Annotated in this window: 18 protein-coding genes and 1 pseudogene; 9 read left to right on the top strand and 10 right to left on the bottom strand. The window is 69.8% G+C overall.

Translation table 11 applies throughout. From position 1 onward, the window contains the following. The first annotated feature begins 83 nt into the window (after positions 1-83). Positions 84-2819: a hypothetical protein gene (locus tag IPG61_08040; GenBank protein ID MBK6734029.1), complete on the top strand. Its 2736-nt coding sequence runs from the start codon at positions 84-86 to the stop codon at positions 2817-2819. 48 nt (positions 2820-2867) lie between these two features. Then, positions 2868-3341 carry a hypothetical protein gene (locus tag IPG61_08035; GenBank protein ID MBK6734028.1) on the top strand — a complete coding sequence of 158 codons (474 nt, stop codon included), beginning with the start codon at positions 2868-2870 and terminating at the stop codon, positions 3339-3341. Here the strand turns inward: IPG61_08035 and IPG61_08030 are convergent. The 3 genes from IPG61_08030 to IPG61_08020 form a co-directional block, all read right to left on the bottom strand. After that, on the bottom strand, positions 3335-4678 hold the full coding sequence (locus tag IPG61_08030) for an esterase-like activity of phytase family protein (protein MBK6734027.1): 1344 nt from the start codon (positions 4676-4678) through the stop codon (positions 3335-3337). The two genes, IPG61_08035 and IPG61_08030, sit on opposite strands and share 7 nt — an antisense overlap. A gap of 102 nt (positions 4679-4780) precedes the next feature. Then, positions 4781-5353: a TlpA family protein disulfide reductase gene (locus tag IPG61_08025; protein MBK6734026.1), complete on the bottom strand. Its 573-nt coding sequence runs from the start codon at positions 5351-5353 to the stop codon at positions 4781-4783. A gap of 121 nt (positions 5354-5474) precedes the next feature. After that, positions 5475-5972: a DUF309 domain-containing protein gene (locus tag IPG61_08020; protein MBK6734025.1), complete on the bottom strand. Its 498-nt coding sequence runs from the start codon at positions 5970-5972 to the stop codon at positions 5475-5477. Positions 5973-6044: 72 nt separating this feature from the next. Here IPG61_08020 and IPG61_08015 point away from each other — a divergent pair, with 72 nt between their 5' ends. From IPG61_08015 to IPG61_08005, 3 genes are read left to right on the top strand one after another with little or no spacing between them, the layout of a single operon-like run. Then, a complete protein-coding gene (locus tag IPG61_08015) occupies positions 6045-6770 on the top strand; it encodes a hypothetical protein (GenBank protein ID MBK6734024.1) in 726 nt (241 codons plus the stop codon). Positions 6771-6815: 45 nt separating this feature from the next. Next, a complete protein-coding gene (gene nhaA, locus IPG61_08010) occupies positions 6816-8033 on the top strand; it encodes a Na+/H+ antiporter NhaA (GenBank protein ID MBK6734023.1) in 1218 nt (405 codons plus the stop codon). A gap of 19 nt (positions 8034-8052) precedes the next feature. After that, positions 8053-8424, top strand: a complete 372-nt coding sequence (locus IPG61_08005; GenBank protein ID MBK6734022.1) for a hypothetical protein — start codon at positions 8053-8055, stop codon at positions 8422-8424. Positions 8425-8451: 27 nt separating this feature from the next. Here IPG61_08005 and IPG61_08000 read toward each other — a convergent pair whose 3' ends face one another. Both IPG61_08000 and IPG61_07995 read right to left on the bottom strand, forming a co-directional pair. Further along, positions 8452-8955, bottom strand: coding sequence for a methylated-DNA--[protein]-cysteine S-methyltransferase (locus tag IPG61_08000; protein ID MBK6734021.1), 504 nt, complete (start codon positions 8953-8955; stop codon positions 8452-8454). 33 nt (positions 8956-8988) lie between these two features. Then, complete coding sequence (locus IPG61_07995; protein ID MBK6734020.1) at positions 8989-10443, bottom strand: DNA-3-methyladenine glycosylase 2 family protein; 1455 nt, start codon at positions 10441-10443, stop codon at positions 8989-8991. 135 nt (positions 10444-10578) lie between these two features. Between IPG61_07995 and glpX the strand changes: the two genes are divergently transcribed. Both glpX and IPG61_07985 read left to right on the top strand, forming a co-directional pair. Continuing rightward, entirely contained in the window at positions 10579-11574 is a 996-nt protein-coding gene (glpX, locus tag IPG61_07990; GenBank protein ID MBK6734019.1) for a class II fructose-bisphosphatase, read from the top strand. Positions 11575-11615: 41 nt separating this feature from the next. Further along, on the top strand, positions 11616-13724 hold the full coding sequence (locus IPG61_07985) for an STAS domain-containing protein (protein MBK6734018.1): 2109 nt from the start codon (positions 11616-11618) through the stop codon (positions 13722-13724). Positions 13725-13732: 8 nt separating this feature from the next. Here the strand turns inward: IPG61_07985 and IPG61_07980 are convergent, their stop codons facing one another. Continuing rightward, positions 13733-14563: a GAF domain-containing protein gene (locus tag IPG61_07980; protein MBK6734017.1), complete on the bottom strand. Its 831-nt coding sequence runs from the start codon at positions 14561-14563 to the stop codon at positions 13733-13735. A gap of 175 nt (positions 14564-14738) precedes the next feature. Between IPG61_07980 and IPG61_07975 the strand changes: the two genes are divergently transcribed. Further along, positions 14739-16553, top strand: a complete 1815-nt coding sequence (locus IPG61_07975; GenBank protein ID MBK6734016.1) for an endonuclease/exonuclease/phosphatase family protein — start codon at positions 14739-14741, stop codon at positions 16551-16553. Positions 16554-16841: 288 nt separating this feature from the next. Then, positions 16842-18143 carry an HNH endonuclease gene (locus IPG61_07970; protein ID MBK6734015.1) on the top strand — a complete coding sequence of 434 codons (1302 nt, stop codon included), beginning with the start codon at positions 16842-16844 and terminating at the stop codon, positions 18141-18143. 237 nt (positions 18144-18380) lie between these two features. Here the strand turns inward: IPG61_07970 and IPG61_07965 are convergent, their stop codons facing one another. From IPG61_07965 to IPG61_07950, 4 genes and pseudogenes are all read right to left on the bottom strand, one after another. Next, positions 18381-18590 (bottom strand): DUF2892 domain-containing protein, encoded by a 210-nt coding sequence (locus IPG61_07965; protein ID MBK6734014.1) that lies wholly within the window; start codon positions 18588-18590, stop codon positions 18381-18383. Further along, a pseudogene (locus tag IPG61_07960) lies at positions 18587-21823 on the bottom strand (efflux RND transporter permease subunit). Before IPG61_07960 ends, IPG61_07965 begins: the two are co-directional and overlap by 4 nt. After that, positions 21820-22902: an efflux RND transporter periplasmic adaptor subunit gene (locus IPG61_07955; protein ID MBK6734013.1), complete on the bottom strand. Its 1083-nt coding sequence runs from the start codon at positions 22900-22902 to the stop codon at positions 21820-21822. Before IPG61_07955 ends, IPG61_07960 begins: the two are co-directional and overlap by 4 nt. Beyond that, a complete protein-coding gene (locus tag IPG61_07950; protein ID MBK6734012.1) occupies positions 22899-24266 on the bottom strand; it encodes a TolC family protein in 1368 nt (455 codons plus the stop codon). Before IPG61_07950 ends, IPG61_07955 begins: the two co-directional genes overlap by 4 nt. Positions 24267-24274 lie beyond the last annotated feature (8 nt).

Genomic DNA, 24274 nt, shown 5'->3' with positions numbered 1-24274 from the left:
CTGCGCAGGGAAGAGTGTTTCGGAGTGAGGGAAATCGTCCGGGGGAAATGAACAAGTCCGGTGCGCCGGCAAAGGAAGCGATCATGAAGGCGAACGACAGTCACCCGAACGCACCGGCGGTACTCCTGCTGGCTTCGTTCATGATGCTGCTGCCGGCGCTCGCCCCGGCGCAGACCTGCGAGGTTCCGCTGTTCGTGCAACAGGGATCGGCCGGCGCCTCGGTGATGATCCTGGCGGACAACTCGGGATCGATGAACGAGATCGTCTACAGCACGGCGTACAACGCGAGTACGGCCTGGAGCGGCAACTTCACCCGCACCTCGACCTATTCGGTGAGTACCTCGGGCAACAAGACGCCGCGAAGCTTCAACAAGTACTGGCCCAGCACGCCCAGCGTGTACCTGGTCACCTCCGCCAACGGCGAGTCGGCCGACTATAGCGGCAACTACCTGAACTGGCTGTTCTTCCACGCGACCGTGGCGCAGAGGACGACGATTCCGCTCGTCACGCGCATCATGGCCCTGCAGAACGTGCTGACGCAGATCGTCAATCGGTCCTCAGGCCTTGATTTCGGACTGACCGTCTTCAACGGCGGCAGCGGCGGCACCATCGTGGCCGATTGCGGCGCTGATGCGGCGACGCTGACCTCGCGCATCGCGGGTATCCGGGCCGACGCCTGGACGCCGCTGGGTGAGACCATGGAGGACATCCTCGACTACTTCAAGCGGACCGATGACCGTGCGCCCATCACCAGTCCGTGCCAGACGAACTTCGTGCTGGTGGTCACCGACGGTCTGCCGACCATGGACCTCGACGTGAGCAACTACCTGCGCAACGCCGACGGCGATACGGATGATCCGACCACCTGTACGACCCTGGGCGCTCCGTACCCGGACTCGTACGACTGCACGGACTACATCGACGACATCGCCTACTACATGGCCAACACCGACCTGCGCACCGACATGGAAGGCGTGCAGACGGTCAACACCTACACGATCGGGTTCAACGTCGACGGCGCGCTGCTGTCGGAGACCGCGACGGACGGCCATGGCCTGTACTTCTCGGCGACGAACGCGGTGGACCTGTTCCTGAGCATCGAGTTCGCGCTCCAGGACATCATGCGGCGCATCTCCTCGGGTTCGGCCGTGGCCGTCGTTTCGACCGAGCGCGGCACCGACGACAAGCTGTACCGCGGCAAGTTCATGCCCGTGGACTGGACCGGCTACCTGGAATGCTACGAACTGCCCTACGCGGACGGCGACGCTCCGCTGTGGGAGGCTGGTCAGTTGCTTGCGGCGAGGTCGCCGGGCGACCGGTCGATCTTCACCGTGGTCAGCGATCACGAGTTCGATTTCACGGCCGGCAACGCCTCGAACCTGGCGTCGGCGCTCGGCGCCGCCGATGACGTGGTCGCGGCCGACCTGATCAACTGGGGCCGCGGTGAGGTCGTAACCGGGCTCCGCAGCCGCGACGGCTGGATCCTGGGCCCCATCGTCCACTCCACGCCCGTGGTGGTGGGACCGCCGGCGGACTTCGTGATGTCGGAGAGCTATCTCGAGTTCTACGAAACCTACGAGGCCCGTCAGCGCATGGTCTATGTGGGCGCCAACGACGGTATGCTGCATGCGTTCGACGCGGCCAGCGGGCGCGAGGAGTGGGCCTTCGTGCCGGAGTTCGCCCTGCCGGCCTTCGAGATCATGGCTGACAGCAACTACTGCCACAAGTATTCGCTGGACCAGACCGTCAGCGTCGGCGACGTGATGCTGAACGGCACCTGGAGGACGGTGCTTCTGTCGGGCGGGCGCGAGGGCGGCGACAGCATCTTCGCGCTGGACGTGACGCGTCCGCTGAGCCCCGAGTTCCTGTGGCAGACGCGCCTGCCGGACGGCATGCGCTTCAATTCGGATGTCGAGATCACCTCGATCGGCGGCGAAGCCGTGGCCCTGGTCAGCAGCGGCCTGGACAGCACTACGTGCGCGGCGTCGATGTACGGGTACGCGGTGGAGGACGGCGAACTCCTGGGTTCGGTCCTCTTGAGCTCGAACCCCGCGGCGCCACGGAACAAGGCCAGCCGCCCCGCGGCGATCGACCTGGACCTGGATGACAGCACGGACCTGGTCTATGTGGCCGACATGCTGGGCGAGATCCATCGCTTCGAAACGAATGGTTCGGCCGACCCCGACTCCTGGTCGCACACGGAGCTCTACAACGGCACGCAGGAGATCACGGCTGACGTGACGACGGCGTACGGTCTCAATGGCACGGTCTATGTCTACGTCGGCACCGGCGCCTACCTGACGCCGGATGACCTGCGCACGACGAACCTGAACGATTTCCTGTGCGTGATCGATCGCCACGACCGCTCCACGGTGAACAAGAGCGACCTGGTGAACCAGACCTCGACGGTCCACGACATGGGCGGCGCCGACGGGTGGTACTACTCGCTGCGCTCGGCCGACGGCCTGCGCGTGGTGGAACAGGCGGTCGTCGTCGCCAAGACCGTGATCTTCACCGCGTTCGCGCCGGCCGAGGAGACCTGCGTGGCCGGCGGCACGTCCTACCTGTACCAGATGAAGTACGACGACGGCGGCCAGACCGAGGACCAGGAATCGCCGTCGGACCGCGAGACCGAGCTGGGCGGCGGCGTGGCATCGCACCCGGTGGTGGACCTGGCTTCGGGCACCGTCGTGGTGCAGTCCAGCGACGCCAGCATCACGATCGCGCCCATCGCGGCGCCCATCGAGCGGATGAACGTGCGCTCGTGGCAGGAGAACTACGATCACGTCACGGCGCCGGAACCGGCCCAGGTCCAGTAATTCGACGGCGGGCGCGGCCGCTGGTCGCGCCAGGCGAAAGGCGGAGTCATGAAACGCACCATCGCACCGGTCGTCCTCCTCGCATTGATCCTGGCGACCGCGCCGGGACACGAGGCCCAGGGCGGCGTGTTCAGGAAGAAGGACCGGAGCGCCGGCAAGGCGCCCATCACACGCATCGAGATGCCCGAAGGATCACGTGATTCGCGGCGGTTCGACCGCTATCCGGAGATGACCTTCGCCCAGGGTGTCCTCCGCCGGGGTGCGTTCTCCGGTTGGAAGCTTGACGGCGCCGAGCTGTCCCTGCGCGAAGACTGCGTGATGACGGAGCAGGGCGTGCCGCTGAGCGTGCTCGAGGAAGGGCGGACTGCGGTCGTCACGGGCGCCTGGAAGGACGGCGTTCTGGTGGCCTACGGCGTCGCGGTACAGCCGGTCTTCGACGCGGCCGTGCCGAACCCCGAGGTGAAGATCAAGCCCAGCGACTCGGATCCCTCGGTCGGCGAAGTGATCTCGAAGCCCTATTGAGGCGCGGCCTCAGGGGAACCTGCGGGAGCGGTCGCGACAGCGGCCGCTCCCGCTGTCTGCAGGGGTGTCAGCAGGTGCAGTCGCACGATCTCGTTATCGTCGGGCTTGCCGGCGCGGCGGCCGGCGCTGAACGGGTAGTTGTTGTCGTTGGCGACGAGCAGGGTGGACGAGTCCAGCAGCAGCACGCACTCGGGCGTGACGAAGGGCAGCGTGAAGTTGCGGCCCAGGCCGATCGCGCCGCGCTCGTGATCGGTAACGCCGCGTTCGTCGTCGATCGAGAGCAGGTCGCAGACCAGCGTCTTGACCAGGTAGCCCGTCTCGTCCAGTTGGCCCGGCACCACGCGATACACGCGCTTGATGAGCGCCTGGCGCCCTTCGCCCGGGTCGCGCTCGAGCACCAGCAGGCCGCCGGTGCCGTCGCTGTCCAGCGATGAAAGCGAGACGTTCGCCGCCGAGGCGCGGTAGAACCAGCACTGGTCCGTGAAGTTGCGCCGCGCCGGGTCGAACTCCAGCAGCAGGCGCCGCGTGCCGTCCGGATCGTCGAGCAGGCCCTTCTCGATGACGGCGTAAAGCCTGTCGCCGGCGGCCGAGCGCGCCAGCCCCTCGATGCCGCCGCTGCGCGGCAGGTTCGCCAGGTCGCGCCGCGAGGCGTCGTTGCGCAGCGCGCGGAAGTCGGGATGGTCGGGCGTGCGCAGGTACGGCGAGCCGCGCGCGAACGCGCGCATTGCCACCGGCATGGGCACCAGCGCCGGCTTGTCGAGCACCACGCCGCGCGCGTCGACCGGCACCAGCGAAGGTCCGAACTCGTCGGCGATCCAGAAGGTGCCGTCGTCCATCGCCACCATGGCCTCGGGGTCCAGGTCGGCGCCGGACAGGCGGCGGCCCTCGTGCAGCCGCTTGTCGCCGGCCAGGGGGAAGGGCAGCAGCCGGTCGGGGTCGCTCAATTCGACGGTCCCGGTGACGGTGACCGCGCCCGTGACCCAATCGGGCCGCAGCCGGTACCAGCGCAGCGGGCTGTCGGCGCTGTTCGCCAGCGTGCCGAGGCCGTTGTCCTGCAGGGCGATGAGTTCCTCGCCGTCGCGCAGCAGCGAACTGAATCCCTGCACCGGCACCTGCGCCAGCGGCAGCCGGCGCCCGTTGACGGTCGTGTCGAGCGCGGCACCCACCGGGCCTTCGCCGGCAAACGTGTCGGCCGGCAGCACCACGCGACCGTCGAGCCAGGCCAGCGGCTTGCCGGCCGGCTTGGCGCCGTCGCGACTGCAACCGCAACCCAGCAGCAGGACACCGGTGAGCATGACGGCGCCGAACACGGCGCGACGCAGGCTGAAGCTGGTCATGGGGCTCCCGCGGGGATCGGTGAGGTGAACGCGAACGCCGCAAATGTAGCACAACGGTGCCGATAGTCACGCGCAGGCTGGCGGGAGCGGAGGCCGGATGCGCTACCGGAAGAGTGCCTGCACCGAGCCCCAGGAAGTGGTCTCGGTGGCCACGGGCGCGCGCCCGAGCAGCTCGTCGAGCATGCCGATGATGATGTCGCGCTCGTAGAACACGTGGCCGTAGCGCAACACCATGTCGCGGTCGATGATGGCGTTGTAGGGCAGGCCGCCGGCGTAGGGGAAGCGCGAGAACACGTTCCAGTTGGGCGCCATCAGCACGCGGTAGGTCACGCCCTGGCTGGCGATCCAGGGCAGCACCACGGCCAGCTGTTCCTGCAGGTCGATCGACAGCACCGTCACGCCGTCCTCACGGTAGGCCTGCCAGATGTCGTGCTCAAGGCTCTGCGCCTCTTCATTGCAGCCCGGGCACCAGGTCGCGAAGAAGTTGATCACGATGATGTCGCCGGCGAAGTCGTACAGCGAGACGGGCACACCGTTGACGTCGAGCAGCGTGAAATCGTCCATGACATCGCCCACATAGTTGCTGGCGCCGGCCGGCGTCACGGCGAGTGCCGCGGCCAGCCCCACGGCCAGGCACAGCGCGGCGCTTCGCAGGCGCTTCAGTTGGCAATTCACGGGTCGATTCACGCGCATGGTCGCCGCTCCGGGTCCGGTGTCCGCCGCGGGAAACGGCGGGACCACCTATCGCACCAACGGGATTTTCCAGACAATACTACAAAACTTCGCGATTGTCGCCCTATTCGCGCGCATCCGGAGACAAAATCAGCAGGGCCGGCGGTGCGTCTGTGCCGATGTGCCCGCGCGTGGCGGCCACCAGGGCCCGCAGGTCGAGCCCCAGACCGAGGACACCGCCCCATTCCGCATGGGCCGCCGCATGCTCCACAAGTCTTTTAGCACCAACAGGTTGCCCGCATTCGACCTTCAAATGAGATGCGGCGCACTGGATGACGGCCTGCAACGCGTGCCCGGCCATGGTCCCCAGCCCGGCGGCATGCCAGAGGTTTTCCAGCACCTCGTGGCACTCCCACCAGTAGCCCGCGTTGAACAGGTCCAGGCCGTAGAGGTACTCGTCGCAGGTGCGCCAATCGGCCTGGTTGAGGTCGGGCACGGGCGCCGGCGGACGGCCGTACGAATGGCCTGCCGGATCGCGGGTCGGATGCGGGGTGCGCCCGGGAACATGGCGGTAGTCCGGCAGCGGGCGTGAGGTGTATCTTGCCGGCGTCGTGTCGCCCATGATATCCGTGGCCGCCTTCGCCCGAGGCGCTGCGGCCGTTGTTTCAACCGTGAACGTGCGGAAGCGGGGCCCATGATACTGCCGGGCGGGCGAACCAACAACTGCGCCCACAGGGGCGCGTCGGGACAGGCGCCGGAAAACACCCTGGGGGCACTCGAGCGCGCGATCGAGCTGGGCGCCGACATGGCCGAGATCGACCTGCGCCTGACGGCTGACGGCCGCCTGGCCGTGATCCACGATGCCACGTGTGAGCGCACCACCAACGGCAGCGGCCCGGTCGCCGCGCTGACGATGCACGAGCTGGCGAGCCTCGACGCCGGCTCGTGGTTCGGCCCCGAGTGGGGCGACCAGCACGTGCCCGAGCTGGGGCAGGTGCTGGACCTGGCGCGCGGCAGGCTGATGCTGAACCTGGAACTGAAGCCCGACGCCCGCTCCGAGGCCATGCTCGACGAACTGCTGCGCCAGGTGGCCCTCCACGACTTCGCGGCGCACTGCGTCGTGACCAGCTTCGACGCCGACCTGATCGACGAACTGAAGCAGCGGGCGCCTGCCCAGGTGGCCGGCTATATTTTCGGGAGTGGTGAACTGCCGGGCTGGTCGTTCAGCGCGAAGGTCGACGTGCTCAGCGTCGAGCAGTCGCTGGTCGATGCGGCCTTCTGCGAGTTCGCGGCGGCGGCCGACAAGATGGTGCACGTGTGGACGGTGGACGAGCCGGCCGCGATGCGACACTTCGCCGGTCTGGGCGTCGACGCCGTGATCACGAATCACCCGGAGCGGTTCCCGAAGCTCGTCGCCTGAGCGGGCCCGGCCGCTCCTTCACGCCGCTTCCCTGGAGATCGACACATGTCCGTGCCGAAACAAGACGCATCCGCCGACGGCGGGCTGCTGAAGCCGCTCCGCGACTTCCTGCGCCTGGAAGCGGCCGGCGGCATGGTGCTCATGGCCGCCGCCGTCCTGGCCATGATCATCGCCAATTCCCCGCTCGCGCCCTGGTACAATCGCCTGCTCGAGCTGCCATTCGTCGTGAAGCTCGGCGACTTCGGCGTCGGCAAGCCCCTGCTGCTGTGGATCAACGACGGCCTGATGGCCGTGTTCTTCTTCCTGGTCGGCATGGAGCTGAAGCGCGAGATCGTCGAGGGCCACCTGTCGAGCCTGCGGCGGGCGAGCCTGCCCGCCTTCGCCGCCATCGGCGGCATGGCGGCGCCTGCGCTCATCTACGTCGCCTTCAACCGCGGCGACCCCGGCGCCCTGAGGGGCTGGGCCATCCCGACGGCGACGGACATCGCGTTCGCCCTCGGCGTGCTGTCGCTCCTGGGCCCGCGCGTGCCGACGGCGCTGAAGGCCTTCCTGCTGAGCGTCGCCATCTTCGACGACCTGGGCGCCATCATCGTGATCGCGCTGTTCTACACCGCGAAACTCTCGATGACATCGCTGCTGATTGCGGCGGCGCTCATCGTCGTCCTGTTCGTGCTCCATCGCCGCGGCGTGATGCGCCCTGCCGCCTACATCCTGGTCGGCATCCCCCTGTGGGTGGCGGTGCTGAAGTCGGGCGTGCATGCGACCCTGACGGGTGTCGTGGTGGCCATGTTCATCCCGCTGCGGCCGAAGCCGCACGCATCGCTGCTGCGCGACCTCGAGCACTCGCTGCATCCGTGGGTGGCCTTCGGCGTGCTGCCGATCTTCGCGTTCGCCAACGCGGGCGTCTCGCTGGCCGGGCTTTCGCCGGCCGATGCGCTGCACCCGGTGCCGCTGGGCATCGTGAGCGGCCTGTTCCTGGGCAAGCAGGCCGGGATCATGGCGCTGTGCTGGCTGGCGACGCGGTTACGCCTGGCCACGCTGCCCGACGGCGTGAACTGGCGCCAGCTCTACGGCGTGGCGCTGCTGTGCGGCATCGGCTTCACGATGAGCCTGTTCATCGCCTCGCTGGCCTTTGAGCAGGGCGGCGATGCGGCATATCTCGGCCTCGAGCGGATCGGCATCCTGCTCGGCACGCTGATCTCGGGCGTGCTGGGCTACTTCGTGCTGCGGGCCACACTGGGCCGGCAGCCCGTGAACGACTGAACCGGCCGAAGGAGCGACTGTGCGCGCGCTTGACCTGGTCGAGACCCTCAAGAGCCCGCCCGACTGGACCAGCGACGACGGCAAGTCGCAATTCTGGATCCCGTCGCCGTTCAACGAGGGCCAGCTGTGGATAGGCCACTTCAAGGGCACCGGCCCCTGGACGCGGCACACGGGCGGCGACGCCCTCATGCACCAGCTGTCGGGGCGCGCCGAGATCACGCTGCTCGTGAACGGCGCCCCGCAGGTGGCCACCATGATCCCGGGCCAGGTGCTGCGCGTGCCGGGCGGCACCTGGTACCGCGTGCACACCGCCGACTGGGCGGCGCAGTACGGCGTGACCACGGCGAAGACCGAGCACGCCGAGGGCGAGGAGCCGCCGGCGGGGGGATGAGGCTCATGCCGCTGAGGGGCCGCCGCCTCAGCCGAGGTCCGCGCCCTCCAGCTCCAGCAGCCTGCGCTTGGCGGCGATGCCGCCCCCGAACCCGGTCAGCGAGCCATCGCTGCCGATCACGCGATGGCAGGGCACCACGATGGGCAGCGGATTGCGCCCGTTCGCGGCGCCCACGGCGCGGCAGGCCGCATCGTTGCCGGCGCGATGGGCCAGCACGGCGTAGGTGATCGTCTTCCCGTAGGGAATCTTCCGCAGCTCGCGCCACACCTTCAGCTGGAACGGCGTGCCGCGCGGGGCCAGCGGCAGGTCGAACCTGCGCCGCGTGCCCGCGAAGTACTCGTCGAGCTGCGCGATGATGGCGGCGAACGGCTTCGGGTCGCGCACGAACTGGATGTCGGCGCCGGCGCCGGCGCCGTGCGGTGGCAGCTTCGGCTCGCCCGGGAGGCGCACCCGCGTCAGGGACCTGCCGTCACTCTCGAGCTCGAGCTTGCCGAGCGGTGACTTGTATGTGGTCGTGTAGATGATGGCCATTGTCGTCACTCCTTTGCGGGGGCGTGCCGTCATTCAGTCGCCCGGCCCGGCCCACAGGTGCAGCGCCGCGTAGCCGCGCCACGGGCTCCAGTCGAGGCTGCGCTGCGCCAGGTCCACGCCGGGCAGTGCGCGCTCCAGGCCGAGGTCGCCGACCGGGAACGCGTCGGGCTCGCCGAACGCGCGCAGCGCCACGTACTGTGCCGTCCAGGGCCCGATGCCCGGCAGCGCCATCATGCGCGCGGCGAATGCGTCGGGCCCGCGCGGGGTGTCGAGCAGCAGGTCGCCGGCCGTCACCGCCTGCGCGAAGCCGCGCAGCGTGTCGGCGCGCCGCGTCGTCAGGCCGAGGCCGTCAAGATTCGCGCACGCCAGCGCGGCCGGCGCCGGGAACAGGTGCGTGAGCCCGGCGCGCGGCTCCGCGAGCGGCGTGCCGCAGCGCGCGGCCACGCGCCCGGTCACCGTTGTCGCCGCGGCCACCGACACCTGCTGCCCGACGATGGCCCGGACCGCCAGCTCGAACGGATCGAACGCCGACGGCAGCCGCAGGCCCGGCCGCTTGCGCACGAGCGGCTTCAGTGCCGCATCGCGCGCCAGGTGCGCGTTGATGGCCGCCGGGTCGGCGCCGCAGTCGAACATGCGCCGCGCCCGCGCCACCAGCGCAATGGCCCCGCCCAGCTCGGGCAGCTCCAGGCGCAGGTCCAGCCAGTGGCCGCTGCCGGGCGTGACGGTCAGGAAACCTGCGCCGCCTTCGGGCAGCGCCAGCGTGCGCGTGTATGAGTCATCCGTGGCGTGCTCGACGCCCGGGATGGCGCGACCCCGCAGGAAGCGCGCCAGCTGCGGCCAGTCGTAGGGCGGGCGATAGGCCAGGCGGCAGGTCAGCGTGGCCAGCGGGGTGGTCGGGGCGGCTGCGAAGTGCGCGTCAGGGTTCGCTGAACTGCGCCGGCGCAAGTCGCCCGGCGCGCAGCCGTAGGTCGCCTTCATCAGCGCGTTGAAACGGCGCAGCGAGCCGAAGCCCGCGGCCAGCGCCACCTGCGACAGGGGCAGGGCCGACTGTTCGATCAGGGCGCGCGCGAAGTGCACGCGGCGGGTCTGCGCCAGGCGTACGGGTGTCGTGCCCAGGTGACGTTCGCAGAGCCTTGTCAACTGGCGGGGACCGAGGCCGAGGCGGGCGGCCAGGTCGGCGACCGAGCCGTCGTCGAGCGCGCCCTCGGCGATGCAGCGCAGCATGCGCGAGATGGTGGCCGAGGTGCCCAGCCAGGCGGGCGTGCCCGGCGACGCCTCGGGGCGGCAGCGCTTGCAGGGGCGGAAGCCGGCCTGCTCGGCCGCGGCGGCGCAGGCGTAGAACGTGACGTTGCGGCGGCGCGGCGTCACCGCGGGGCAGACCGGGCGGCAGTAGATGCCCGTGGTGCGCACGGCGGTGAAGAAGCGGCCGTCGAAACGGGGGTCGCGGGCGAGCACGGCGCGGTAGCAGATGTCGTCGTCCAGTTCCATGGGCCCCACGATATCAGGTCGGCGGCAGGGCGGCTCGCCGTTTTCGGACTTGCAGGCAGGGCCGATTTCCCCTCACGTTCGCCGCGCGCGGGCGATATCATGGCGACAGGTCCCCCAGCCCCGGAGCGTGCCGCGATGAGCCTTTACAACCACGAGCCCCAGTGGGGCGACCGCGAACCGCCGCATCACCCCGGCCTGGGGCTGGTGCGCGTGACCGAATCGGCGGCGCTGGCCGCCTCGCGCTGGATGGGGCGCGGCGATCGCGATGCCGCCGACCAGGCCGCGCAGGACGCCATGGCGCGCTCGCTGAACCTGCTGCCCATGCGCGGGCGCATCGTCAGCGGCGAGGAGGGACGCCTGCGCGCCACCTCGCCGCTCGACAGCGGGATGGACGTGGGCACGGGCGAAGGGCCGGAGCTGGACGTCGAGGTGAACGCCATCGACGGCGCCACGCTGGTGGCCAAGGGCAAGCCCGGTGCGCTGGCAGCCGCGGCGCTGGCCCCGCGCGGGGCGATGTGGCGTCCCGGTCCGGCCGTCTACATGTACAAGCTGGTGGTCGACCGCACGGTGGCCGGCGCGATCGGGCCCGAGGCGCTCGATGCCCCCATCGGCTGGACGCTGGCGGCCGTGGCGCGCGCCAAGGGCAAGGACATCCGCGACCTGGCCGTGTTCATCGTGAACCGGCCGCGGCACGACTCGTTGATCGCCGATGTGCGCAAGGCCGGCGCCCGCGTGGTGCTGCGCGGCGGCGGCGACGTGGGCGGCTCGCTGCTGGCGGCCGACGCGCGCGCCGGCATCGACCTGATGCTGGGCGTGGGCGGCGCTGCCGAAGGCCTGCTGGCCGCGTGCGCGGTGAAGGCGCTGGGCGGGGCCATGCTCGCGCGCGTGGAACCGAATGACGCGGCCGAGAAGCAGGCCTGCCTCGACGCCGGGATGGACCTGGCCCGCGTCCTGACGACCGATGACCTGATCAAGGGAGACGAGGTGTTCTTCTCGGCCACGGGCGTGACCGAGAGCGCCATGCTCGCGGGCGTGCGCCTGTTCGGCGATACGGCCGAGACGCAATCACTCGTCCTGCGCTACGAGACCGGCACCCGCCGCTTCATGGCCACGGAGCACCGCCTGCGTTGAACGCGCGCCTGGCAGCCCGACTCGAACCTGCGCGCCGGTGGCTGGCCGGCGAGTCGGTGTTCTTTGCGCGGCCTGCCGCCGTGCTGCGCGGCTATGACCGCGCCGCGAACCTGAAGCCCGACCTCGCGGCCGGCCTGGCCGTGGCCGTGGTGCTGCTGCCGCAGGCCATCGCCTTCGCCACACTGGCCGAACTGCCGCCGCAGATGGGCTTGTACACCGGCGTCGTGGCGGCCATCGTCGGTGCGCTGTGGGGCAGTTCGCGCCTGCTGCAGACCGGCCCGACCAACACCAGCAGCATGCTCATCTTCGCCACGCTATTGATCGCCGCGGCGCCCGGCACCGAGGACTACGTACGCGCGGCCGGCTACCTGGCGGTGATGGTGGGATTGCTGCGGCTGACGATGGGCCTGCTGCGCCTGGGCGTGCTGGTGCACTTCGTGGCCGACAGCGTCATCGTCGGGTTCACGGCCGGCGCCGGCGTGCTGATCATGATCAACGAGATGCGCCACGTGCTGCGGCTCGAGATCCCCAGCGTGCCGGAGCTGGGCCTGACCGTGAGAATGATCCTGCTGCGCATCGAGTTCGTGCACTGGCCGAGCGTAGCGCTGGCCCTCGGCGCCTTCCTCGTGGCCCTGTTGTTCAAGCGTGGCGGCCCGCGCATGCCGGGCGCCTTCGTGGCCATGGCCGCGGCCGGCGTGGCGACGGCGCTGCTCGACCTCGACAGCCACGGCGTGCAGGTGCTGGGCGCCATCCCGCGCTCGCTGCCGCCGCTGGCGCACCTGCCGGTGCTCGACATGGCCCTCATCTGGCGGCTGGCCCCGGGCGCGGTGGCGGTGGCGGCCATCGGCCTGGTCGAGTCGATCTCGATGGCGCGCGCGATCGCCGCGCGCGACGGCGACCGGCTCGACGTGAACCAGGAGTTCGTGGGCCAGGGCCTGGCCAGCGTGGCCGCCGGCATGTTCACGGGATTTGCCTGCACCGGTTCCTGGCTGCGTTCGGCCACGAACCGCGAGGCGGGCGGGCGCACGCCGATCGCCGCGGCCAGCAGCGGCCTCTGGCTGCTGCTGATCGTGCTGGCGGGGGCGCCGCTGGCCGCCTACCTGCCGCGCGCGGCGCTGGCCGGCATCCTCATCCTGACGGCGGGCTCGCTCATTGACCGGCGCGAGATGGCGCGCGTGATCCGCACCAGCCGCGGCGACACCTCGATCATGGTGGCGACGTTCGTCTCGGCGCTGACGATGCCGCTGCAGTTCGCGATCCTGGCCGGCGTGCTGGTCAGTTTCGGCCGCTTCCTGCTGAAGACGTCGACGCCGGGCGTGCACGCGGTGGTGCCGGACGAGAACTTCCGGCATTTCGTGCGCGTGGAGGGCCAGCCGTCGTGCCCGCAGCTGGGCGTGATCGAGATCGAGGGGCCGCTCTACTTCGGCGCCGTCAACCACGTCGAAGACGCCATCCGCGCCAATCTCGAGGCGAATCCACAGCAGAAGTACCTGCTGTTGCGGATGCACATGGTCGACCACTGCGACGTGAGCGGCCTCCACATGCTCGAGTCGATCCTGCGCCTGTACCGGCGGCGCGGCGGCGACATGTTCCTGGAGGGCGTGCGGCCCGACGTGCGGCGCATGAGCGCGCTGTCCGGCTTCAACGCCGTCCTGGGCGCCGGCAACATGCTGGACGAGGAGAACGCCATCAGCCACCTGTTCCACAAGGTGCTGAACCCGGGCTACTGTGTGTACGAGTGCCCCGAACGCGTGTTCGGCGAGTGCCAGGCCATTCCCAAGGACCCGCAGGGGGCGCGGTTGCCCGACTACGAGCACCTGCCGGAGCGAGCGCCGGCCGAACTGTCGCCCAGCGACCTGCGGGCACGCCTGGACAGGCCGGAAGGCGGCGCCCTCGTGATCGACGTGGGCGAGCCCGGCGAGTTCCGCAACTGGCACATCCCCCAGGCCCGCAACGTGCCGCTGCGCCTGCTGGCGACCGAAGGCGCCTTCCTGCCGCGCGACCGCGCGCTGGTCTTCGTCAGCCGCCTCGGCCGTCGCAGCCTGCTGGGCGCGGGCATCATGCAGGACCTGGGGCACCCCGAAGTGTACACGCTGCGCGGCGGCATGCTGGCGTGGGAGGCGGCGGGTTTCCCGATCGCGGTGGAGTAGGTTCGCGGTCAGTTGTCGGGCGGGTGCAGCGGCAGGTCGGGGAATTCCTTGGCCGCGCACGCCGGGCAGATACCGTGGCTGAACCGCGCCTCGGTATGCCGCGACAGGTACGACTCGAGGTGGTTCCAGAAGCCACGATCGTCGCGGATCTGCTTGCAGTAGGAACAGATGGGCACGATGCCGCTGAGCGTCTGCACATCGGCCAGCGCCTGCTGCAACTGCTCGTTGCGCTGGCGCAACTCCTCGGTGCGGGCCACGATCTGTTCGCGCAGGTGCTCCTGCACGCGCTTGCGCTGGACGATGCTCCAGATGGTGTTGGCCAGCAGCTGCGTCAGCTCGACATCGTCCTGGTCGTACGCCGTCTCCTTGTTGCCCACGCCCAGCGTCGCGGCAATGCGCCCTTCCTCGAACACCGGCACACCCAGGTCGCGCATCAGGACGGCGTGGCCCTGCGGCAATCCCTTGCGGTGCGGCTCGGCGGCGTAGTCGTTGTGGATGACGGGTTCGCGGCGATGCACGCAGTCGACCCAGATGCCTGCCTGCGCGATGGGATAGTGCGTGGCCTCGACCGTGGTGCAGATCCGCTTCGTGCCGGTGGACCAGGTGTGCAGCCGGATGGTGGCCTGGTCGGCATTGATGAAATGGAAATAGCCGATGCAGCTGTCCGTCAGGCGCACCGACTCGTCGAGCCCCCGCTGGATGATCTCGTCGATCGAGGCGCAGTCGACCAGCTGGAGCAGGTCGAGCGTGGAGTGAAGGACATCGCGGGCGCGTTCCGCCGTTGGCGACCTGGAGCTGGCGTCATCCGCCGGCGTCGGTGGATCCATATCATGGGACATCGCGGGAACGACCCTCCGGTATGCGTAGATTCCGCATAAGACGATACCAGATATCCAAAATCGGGGGAACCGAAAATGACCCCGCCGGGACGGTTGTCGTGGCCCCGGGCCGGGAAAGGTGATATAATTGCAAAAATACACCAAAGGACCGCTTTTCTTCCGGGAGTTGCCCATCGTGTCGCCCAGAAACCTGTTCCGGACCCCCGGCCCGGTCGTGTTGTGCGCGCTGCTTACACTGGCGGCCCTGCCCGCCCGTGCCGACCTCATGCCCATCCAGCTGGATGGCGATTTCGACGACTGGGCGGAAGTGACGCCGCTGCACACCGACCCGGCCGGCGACGGCGGCACCGTCGACTTCCGCGCCGTGGCGGTGGCCAACGACCAGGACTTCCTCTACATCCGCTTCGAGGTGACCGGCGACGTGCAGCCCGACGAGCAGCAGTCGATGGAGCTGTACCTCGACACCGACCTGAACGCGGCCACGGGCACTTCGTTCGGCGGCATCGGCGCCGAGCTGGTCTGGAGATTCGGCTTGCGCAACGGCACCTTCCGGCCGGCCACGACGAACTACACGGTGTACCACGACAACGTGGGCCTGATGATGGGCCCCACCGTGAGCGGCAACCAGTTCGAGGTGGCGCTGCGCCGCGGCAGCGTGCCGGCGGGATCGACCTCGTTCATGACCGGCGCGGCCGTGCGGTTCATCCTGCGCGATGCGACCTCCGGCGACCTGGCGCCCAACACCGGCAGCATCAGCTACACGTTCACCGTCGGCAGCGACGTGGCGCCCACGCTGCCGCTGGGCCGTAACGATCCGTCGCACATCCGCATCATGTCGTGGAACATCCTGTCGGATGGTCTCTGGACTGCGTCCAAGCAGCCGGCGCAGAACCGCATTTTCGATGCCATCGACCCCGACTTCATGGTGCTGTGCGAGGTGTGGAACCACACCGCGGCGCAGACCGCCGCGCAGGTGGAAGTCTTCCTGCCGAGCGGCCCCGGCGAACAGTGGTACGCCGCGAAGATCGACGACGGCAACGTGATCGTCAGCCGCTTCCCCATCCTGCAGACATGGCTGGTGAACAACAACACCTCGCTGCGCGAAACCGCGGCGCTGCTCGACCTGGGCCCCTCGCAGTCGACGGACCTGCTGTTCATCGGCGCCCACCTGCGCTGCTGCACCGACGACGCCACGCGCCAGGAGGAAGCCGACGGCATCATCTCGTTCCTGCGCGACGCGCGCACCGCCGGCGGCCGCCTCACCCTGCCCGCGAACACGCCGGTGATCATGGCCGGCGACATGAACCTGGTGGGCTGGCAGCAGCAGCTCGACACCATCCTCACCGGCGACATCATCGACAACGGCACCTACGGCGTCGACTCCCCGCCCGACTGGGACGGCACCGCCTTCGCCGTGCCGCCCTCGCGCCACCCCGACGGCCGCGCCAGCTACACCTGGCGCAGCGACACCAGCACCTTCTACCCGGGCGTGCTGGACTGGATCTTCTACACCGACAGCGCCCTGACGCTGCACAACCACTTCATCCTCGAGACACGCACGATGCAGCCGGCCACGCTGACGGCCACCGGCCTGCTGGCGTCCGACATCCCGACCGCCAGCGACCACGCCCCGCGCGTGGCCGACTTCACGGTGGGCACGTACGTGGCATCGGTGCCGGGTGCGGGCTCTTCTGTCGGCGCCGCCGCGCGCCTGCTGCCCAACGCCCCGAACCCGTTCAACCCTTCGACGCAGCTCCGCTTCGCCCTGGACGCCGCCGGCGACGCCGCCCTGAACGTGTACGACGTGCAGGGTCGCCTGGTGCGGGCGTTCCCCGCGGCGGGCTACGATGCGGGTGTGCACTCCGTTGTCTGGGATGGCCGAGATTTCGGCGGCCGGCCGGTGGCCTCGGGTGTGTACCAGGTGGTGCTGAGTGCACGCGTCGGGGGGGAGCTGGTGCGCGAGGTGCGGTCGGTGGTGCTGGTGGAGTAGACCGCGTCGCCTTTCGGTCTTTTGGAGCCGGCCGCCAAACCCCGCGTGGTTTGGCGGCCGGCTCTTCCGTTGGATGTCGCGTTGTCGGGAGGTGGGTTGTTGCGCCGGCGCAAGCCGGTGGGGGTGGAGCGGGCGACGGGCGCAACCGCATCTGGCCGGGCGCGCAGCCCTCACCGGGATCCATGTTGTGTATACTGTATATTTATTTTAATTGCTTGATGTTACGTTCTTTGTTCGCTATCTTGAATCCATCACTCCTCCCATCCCAATCCCTCGAAAGGCCGCGCCATGCCCGCCTTCACCCTGCCCGTCTATGAAGCCGGCCAGTCGGCCGCGCGTGTCGATGAAGCGCTGCACCAGGCCCTTGCTGTGGGCGATCGGGCCCACGAATGCGCCGTGCTCTGGTTCGCCGAGGTGCAGCGGCGCGGGCTCTTTCGCGAGCTGGGTTACGCCAGCCGTCACCTCTACGCGACGCAGGCCCTCGGTTTCAGCGACAACCGCGCCTGGCAGTTCAAGCGGCTGGCCGATGACCTCGACCGGCTGCCCCTGCTCCGCGAAGCGGTCACCGTCGGGGAGCTCGGCTGGACCAAGGCGCAGCAGGTGGCGCGCGTGGCCACCGCCGAAACGCAGGCCGCCTGGGTGGCGCAGGCGAAGACGCAGGGGCGGCGCGAACTCGAGCGCGAGGTGCAGGCGGCGCGGAAGCGGGCGCGGGTGGGTGCTTCGGCGGCGGCCTCTGCGCAGATGACGTTCGGGGATGATCCCGCACTTGCGCCGGCGCAAGTGCCGGCGATGGTGTCCGCGCCGGACCCCGGGTTCGCGCCGTTGCAGGCCACGGAGGCATCCACATACCAGGTCACGCTGCGCCTCGATGCTGTGCAGCTCGCCCGCTTCGAGGCGCTTCTCGAGGCGGCGCGCAAGGCGCGGGTGGCGCCGGCCACGGCCGATCGCGCCGAGCTGGTATTGGCGGGGTTGGCGGCGCTGGTCGAGGGGGCGGGTGTTGGTGGCGGGGAGCCGGCAATGATGGCCGTCGATGACGCCGAGGCGGCGTCAGCTGCGCCCGCATTGCCCGCGAAGGAGTCACCCGGTCGCAACGTCGCGAGAAGGGCCACTCGCCATATGGCCACGCAGATCGTCGTACACCAGTGTCCCACCTGCGAAGCCGCTGCCGCCGTGACCGCGCGGGGCGAACTGCCACTTGCGCCAGCGCAAGTCGCGGCGCTGACCTGCGACGCGCGCGTGCGCGAGCGGGGCCGGCCCAACCGGGCGACGATTCCGCCCGCGCTGCGGGCGGCCGTGCTGGTGCGGGATCGGCATCGTTGCGCGTCGCCGGGTTGCGGGGCCACGCGGTTCCTGGAAGTGCACCACATCACGCCGCGCCAGGCCGGCGGGGCCAACACAGCGGACAACCTGGTGACGTTGTGCAGCCGGTGTCATGCGTTCGCGCATGCGAGGGGGGCACTTGCGCCGGCGCAAGTGAGAGCGCAAGTGCCGGTGGAGCAAGTGGCGGTGGAGCAAGTGCCGGCGGAGCAAGTGCCGGCGGCGCAAGTGCCGGTGAAGGAAACGGCGATGGCTCTGGCAGCGGCCGTGTAGGCGCCGGCGGCACAAGTGCTGCCCGAAGAAGTGCCGGCACGAATGACCGCAGGGCGGGCGCGCCCGGCCCGCGCGCCTGGCGGCGCCCCCGGCCGCGCATGGGGACTTGGCGCCGCCGCGACTTCCGCGCTATCCTGCCGCCAACAGGCGTGCACGAAAGCCGAAGGGACCGGCAGAACCGGTCCCCTGGCGCCAGGGCGGGGCATCACCCCGCCCTTGTTCGTGCTAACCCGAGCCTCAGCAGCACCCGCCCCCGCGCACCTCGGGCACGCCGAGCTTGCGGAGCAGCGCGATCATCGGGCACCACCGGGTGAAGGCCGACTGGATCAGGTTCACGCCGACGAAGGCCGTGAAGGCGAACCAGTACGGGCTCACGAACCAGCCCAAGGCAACCGAGAGCAGGACGAAGAAGCCGGCGATGGCGCGGAGCATTTCGTTGAGGGTCATGACTGTTCTCCCTGGGGCTGCTGCCGCGCGGCGCGGTGCCGCAGCAGCAGGTAGTAGAGCAGCGGGATGACGACGAGCGTCAGGGCCGTTGCGACGATGACACCGAAGATGAGTGAGACGGCCAGGCCCTGGAAGATCGGGTCCAGGACGATGACCAGGCCGCCGACGACGAGGGCCGCGGCGGTCAGGACGATGGGGCGGAAGCGGACGGCGCCCGCGCGCAGCACGGCGTCCTCGAGGGAGGCGCCGCCCTGCAGCTCGAGGTCGATGAAGTCGACCAGGAGGATCGAGTTGCGGACGATGATGCCCGACAGGGCGATGAAGCCGATCATCGAGGTGGCCGTGAAGAACATGCCGGTCAGCCAGTGGCCGGGCAGGATGCCGATCAGCGTCAAGGGGATCGGCGCCATGATGACCAGCGGCGTCAGGAAGCTCTTGAACCAGGCCACCACCAGCACGTAGACGAGCAGCATGACCACGCCGAAGGCGATGCCCATGTCGCGGAACACCTCGTACGTGATCTGCCACTCGCCGTCCCACTTCATGACCAGGCGGTCTTCCGAGGTGGGCATGGCCGAGTAGAGCTGCTCGATGGCGTAGCCTTCGGGCAGGGGCAGGGCGGCGATCTTCTGCTTCATGTCGAGGATGCCGTAGATCGGGCTTTCGGTGGCGCCGGCCACCTCGGCCGTCACGTAGACCACGCGACGCAGGTTCTTGTGGTAGATGCTGGCGGTCTCGACGGTCTCCTGGATGGTGACCAGCGAGGCCAGCGGCACCATGCGTCCCTCGGGCGAGGGCAGCGAGACGCCTTCGAGCTGGGCCAGGCCGGCGCGGCCGGCGCGGTCGGTGCGCAGCATGATGGGCACCGGGGTGCGGCCGTGCTCGGTGTGCAGCAGGCCCGCCTCGGCGCCGGCGCCGGCCATCCGCAGTTCGAAGGCGATCATCTCGGGGCTGATGCCCGCGACGGCGGCCTTCTCGCGGTCGACGGCGAAGATCACCTTGGGCTGCGGCGCCTCGACGATCCAGTCCACGTCGACGATGCCGGGCGTGGCCTCGAACACGGCGCGCACCTGCTGTGCCACCTCGAGCTGGCGCTGCGGATCGGGGCCGTAGATCTCGGCGACCATCGTCGACAGCACTGGCGGGCCAGGCGGCACTTCGGCCACCTTGATGTTCGCGTCGTGCTATTTGGCGATGGGTACCCGCAGGTCGCGCACCTGCTTGGACAGGTCGTGGCTCTGCGTCTTGCGGTCGTGCTTGCCGACCAGGTTGACCTGGATGTCGGCCACGTTGGCGCCCTGGCGCATGAAGTAGTGCCGGACCAGTCCGTTGAAGTTGATCGGGCCCGAGGTGCCCACGTAGATCTGGGTGTCGGTCACCTCGGGCAGTGTGCGCACCGCGGCGGCCAGCGCCTTGGCGGCGGCGGCCGTGCTCTCGAGCGTGGTGCCCTCGGGCATGTCGACGATGACCTGGAACTCGCTCTTGTTGTCGTACGGCAGCATCTTCACGCGCACCGCACGCAGGAACATGAGGCTGACCGAGGCGCCCAGCAGCAGCACCACGCCCAACAGGGCCAGGTTGCGCCGGCGCGAGTCGCCGATCAGCGGCTTCATGATGGCGGTGTACATGCGGGTGATGCGCAGGTCCGACTTCGAGGGGCCGTGGCCGCCGTCGTCGGGACCATGGCCGCCGTGGCGGCCCATCACGCGCAGGGTGACCCACGGCGTGACCACGAAGGCCACGACCAGCGAGAACAGCATCGCCCACGAGGCGTTGACCGGGATGGGCCGCATGTACGGGCCCATGAGGCCGCCGACGAACGCGAGCGGCAGCAGCGAGGCGATGACCGTGAACGTGGCCAGGATGGTGGGGTTGCCCACCTCGTCGGTCGCGAACACGGCGGCCAGCTTGCGGTCGCCCTTGCCCATCTGAAAGTGCCGGTGGATGTTCTCGACCACGACGATGGCGTCGTCGACGAGGATGCCGATGGCGAACACCAGCGCGAACAGGGTCACGCGGTTGAGCGTGTAGCCCATGGCAGTACTGGCGGCCAGCGTCAGGGCCAGGGTGACCGGCACGGCCACCGCGACGACCAGCGCTTCCTTCTTGCCGAGCGCGAACAGCATCAGCAGCACCACGGCGCCGGTGGCCACCAGCACGTGGAAGATGAGCTCGTTCGACTTCTCCTGCGCCGTTTCGCCGTAGTTGCGCGTGAAGGTCACGTGCACGTCGGCCGGCAGCAGGGTCTTCTCCAGCTCGACCAGCTTGTGCTCGATCTGCTTGGCCAGCACTACGGCGTTGCTGCCGGGCTTCTTGGCCACGGCCAGGGTGATGGCCTGCGCATCGACCGGCATGCCGTCGATGTCCTTGTGCGAGGCCTGCGGGCCGGCGCCGAACATGACGTAGGTCTGGCGCTCGGCGGTGCCGTCGCTGATGTCGGCCACGTCGCCCAGCCGCACGGGACGGCCATTGCGGACGCCGACCACCACGCCGCGCACGTCGTCGGCGGTGCGCAGGGCGCCCTCGGCCGCCAGCAGCACTTCCTGGTTGCCGGCCGTCAGCGAGCCGGCGGGCAGGCTCCAGTTCGTCTGCTTGAGCGACTGCGCCACCTGCAGGGCGCTCAGGCCGCTGGCCTGCAGGCGCCCGGCGTCCAGGCGCACGGTCAGCTCGCGGCGCTCGCCGCCGATCACATTCACGTCGGAGATGTCGCGGATCTTCCTGATCTCGAGCGCCAGTTCATCGCCCACCTTGCGCAGCGTGCCGCTGTCCTGCGTCTCGCTCCAGACGGTCAAGGCCACGATGGGCACGTCGTCGATGCCCTTGGGCGTGACGGTGGCCGGGCCGGCGCCGGTGGGAATCACCTCGGGATGGGCCATCAGCTTCGTGTGCAGCTTGACGGCACTCTCCTCGGGGTCCTGACCCACCTTGAAGCGCACGATGGCCAGCGCGTACGAGGGGCCGCTGGTGGTGTAGACGTAGTCCACGCCGGGGATCTCCCACAGCAGCTTCTCGAGCGGCGCCGCCACGCGCTCTTCCACCTCGCGGGCGGTGGCGCCGGGATACGGCACCATCACGTCGATCATGGGCACCTGGATCTGGGGCTCTTCCTCGCGGGGCGTGACCACCACCGCGAAGATGCCCATGGCCAGGGCCGCCAGCACCAGCAGCGGCGTCAGCTTGCTGTCGATGAACGCCTTGGCGACACTGCCGGAGAAGCCGATACCGCGACTCATGGCTGCACCTCGAGAACGGCGCCCTCGGTCAGCGTGGCGGGCGGCAGCATGATGACGCGGTCGCCGGCCTTCAGGCCCGACAGCACCTCGATGGTGTCGCCGATGCGGCTGTCGGCCAGTTCGACCAGGCGGAACGAGGCGTGGCCCGCGTCGTCGACGTAGACGCCGGTCAGGCCGCCGCGGCGCACCAGCGCATCCTTGGGCAGGCTGAGCGTCTGGCGCGAGCCGGTGGTGAAGCGGGCGCGGGCGAACAGGCCCGAGCGCAGCGTGGCGTCCTGCGGCAGGTCGATCTTCACCAGCTGCGTGCGGGTGGCGGGGTCGACCGCGGGCACGACCTCGGCCACGGTGCCGGTGAAGGTGCGGCCGGGCAGCGAGGGGATGGTCACCTCGACCTGGACGCCCGTCTGGGCGGCGATGGCCTTGTCCTCGGCCAGCGAGACGTGCAGGCGCAGCGTGCTGACGTCCTCCACGCGCATGAGCGGGCGGCCGGGCGCGGCCAGGTCACCCACCTCGATCATGCGGTCGACGATCTGGCCGTCGAACGGCGCCGGCACCTGCGCGTAGCTCTTGTAGCTGCTGGCGGTGGAGACGGCGGCCTCGGCCTGGCGCACGGCGCCCTGGGCCGTCTCGTGGGCGTAGCGCGCCTGGTCCAGCTCCAGCTGCGAGGCGGCGCCGCGTTCCTTCAGCTGCTCGAAGCGTTGCAGGTTCGAGCCGGCCAGCGCCGCGGCGGCCTTGGCCTGCGCCAGTGCGCCTTCGGCCTGGCCGATGTTGCCGGCCACCTCGCGGTCGTCGAGCACGATCACGACCTCGCCGCGACGCACAACCTCACCGGCAGTCTTGCGGATGGCGGTGACGGTGCCCATGACCTTGGCCGACAGCACGGCCTCACGCGCGCCGTGCAGCGAACCGGTCACTTCGACCTGCTCGGCCACGGCGGCGGGCGCTGCCGCCACCACGCGCACCGCGATCGGCGCGCCGGCAGCGGCGTAATCCTTCTTCTGGCCGCCCTGGCAGCCGGCGAAGGCCAGCAGGGCGATGGCCGCAAGGGCCACGGTGATCGTCAGTGGTGCGCGCTTCATCGCGAAACCTCCGGAACAGGGGGAAGACCAACAGCGAAATCGAGGGTGCGGGCGGCGCGACGCATGTCGAAGCCCGCGTTCAGTTCGCGCACGCGCGCGTCGTCGAGCATCGTCTCGGCGTCGAGCAGGTCGGTGACGCGGGCCACACCCTGCTCGAAGCGCGATTCGAGGATGTTGAGGGCCTTCTCGGCCTGGGCCACGGCGCCGGTGGCCACGGCGTAGCGGGCGCGCGCCTCGGCGACCTGCTGCCAGGCCTGGCGCACCTCGAACTCGACCTGCTGGTCGTGCCCGCGCTGCGCCTGCTGCGCCGCCACGTGCGAGGAGCGGGCGCCGCTCACGCGCGCGCGCGTCTGGCCCCAGTTCCACAGGTTCCAGCGGGCCATGGCCATCACGGTGAAGCTGTCGCCGTCGTCGCCGAACACGTTGTCGGCGTTGAGCGCGTACTTGCCCATGACCACGACCTCGGGCAGGTACTCGCCCTGCGCGCGGCGCACGCCCAGACGGGCGGCGTCGACCTGCGCGGCCACGGCCTTCACGTCGTTGCGACGGGCGCGGGCGCCGCTGAGGGCTTCGGCCAGGTCGACGTTGCTGGGCTCCACCTCGGCGACGGCCGGGTCCAGCGCGTAGCCCGAGTCCTGCGCGATGCCCATCACGCGGAACAGGCCGGCGCGCGCGAGCTGCGCGCCGTTGCGCACGCTGATGAGCTTCTCTTCCATGCGCGCCAGCTGCACCTGGGCCTGCAGCAGGTCACTTTCGACCATCATGCCGGTGTCGAAGAAGGCCTGCGCCTGGTCGACGTGCTTCTTCGTGGTCTCGAAGGCGCGCTCGGCCAGTTCGACCGCGCGCTGCGCCAGCACGGCATCCATGTAGGCCGAGGCGGTGGCCAGGGCGATGGCCTCGTCGGTGTGGTCGCTGACCGCGGCGGCGGCCTTCGCCATGCGGTCGGCCTGCCCGATGCCCGCCATCACGCGGCCACCGGTGAAGATGGGCCACGCAGCCTCGAACTCGGTCGCGTAGTTGTTGATGGGCTCGGGGTTGTTCGGGTCGCTCGTCGTGAACGTCGGGAAATCGAAACGCTCCTGCATGAGCTGCAGCCCGAACGCATCGGCCGGCGAGTCGGTGCGCAGTCCCACCTCGCGCACCTGCAGGTGCGGCAGCCGCATCGCATTCGCTTCGCGCTTGCCCGCCGCGGCGACATCCTGCTGCGCCTGCGCCTGCAGCACCTGCGGGCTGTTCTTCAGGGCCAGCTGCACGGCCGCCGGCAGCGTCAGCGTCTCGTTTGCCGTGGCCGCAGCGGCCGGCGCCCCGGCGCCGAAGGCTGCCAGCAGCGCTGCGCCCAGGACCAGGATCTCCGTCATCTTCATGGTCGAAC

The sequence above is a fragment of the bacterium genome, assembly GCA_016703265.1.
Taxonomy (GTDB): Bacteria; Krumholzibacteriota; Krumholzibacteriia; order LZORAL124-64-63; family LZORAL124-64-63; genus CAINDZ01.
Note: the sequence above shows the minus strand (reverse complement) of the source record. Positions and strands in the feature narration are given on the sequence as shown.

Excerpts from the sequence above, each read along its gene's own strand:
- IPG61_08040 (MBK6734029.1), top strand. The coding sequence starts at position 84 with ATGAAGGCGAACGACAGTCACCCGAACGCACCGGCGGTACTCCTGCTG.
- IPG61_08035 (MBK6734028.1), top strand. The coding sequence starts at position 2,868 with ATGAAACGCACCATCGCACCGGTCGTCCTCCTCGCATTGATCCTGGCG.
- IPG61_08030 (MBK6734027.1), bottom strand. The coding sequence starts at position 4,678 with ATGACCAGCTTCAGCCTGCGTCGCGCCGTGTTCGGCGCCGTCATGCTC.
- IPG61_08020 (MBK6734025.1), bottom strand. The coding sequence starts at position 5,972 with ATGGGCGACACGACGCCGGCAAGATACACCTCACGCCCGCTGCCGGAC.
- IPG61_08015 (MBK6734024.1), top strand. The coding sequence starts at position 6,045 with ATGATACTGCCGGGCGGGCGAACCAACAACTGCGCCCACAGGGGCGCG.
- nhaA (MBK6734023.1), top strand. The coding sequence starts at position 6,816 with ATGTCCGTGCCGAAACAAGACGCATCCGCCGACGGCGGGCTGCTGAAG.
- IPG61_08000 (MBK6734021.1), bottom strand. The coding sequence starts at position 8,955 with ATGGCCATCATCTACACGACCACATACAAGTCACCGCTCGGCAAGCTC.
- IPG61_07995 (MBK6734020.1), bottom strand. The coding sequence starts at position 10,443 with ATGGAACTGGACGACGACATCTGCTACCGCGCCGTGCTCGCCCGCGAC.
- glpX (MBK6734019.1), top strand. The coding sequence starts at position 10,579 with ATGAGCCTTTACAACCACGAGCCCCAGTGGGGCGACCGCGAACCGCCG.
- IPG61_07980 (MBK6734017.1), bottom strand. The coding sequence starts at position 14,563 with ATGTCCCATGATATGGATCCACCGACGCCGGCGGATGACGCCAGCTCC.
- IPG61_07970 (MBK6734015.1), top strand. The coding sequence starts at position 16,842 with ATGCCCGCCTTCACCCTGCCCGTCTATGAAGCCGGCCAGTCGGCCGCG.
- IPG61_07965 (MBK6734014.1), bottom strand. The coding sequence starts at position 18,590 with ATGACCCTCAACGAAATGCTCCGCGCCATCGCCGGCTTCTTCGTCCTG.
- IPG61_07955 (MBK6734013.1), bottom strand. The coding sequence starts at position 22,902 with ATGAAGCGCGCACCACTGACGATCACCGTGGCCCTTGCGGCCATCGCC.
- IPG61_07950 (MBK6734012.1), bottom strand. The coding sequence starts at position 24,266 with ATGAAGATGACGGAGATCCTGGTCCTGGGCGCAGCGCTGCTGGCAGCC.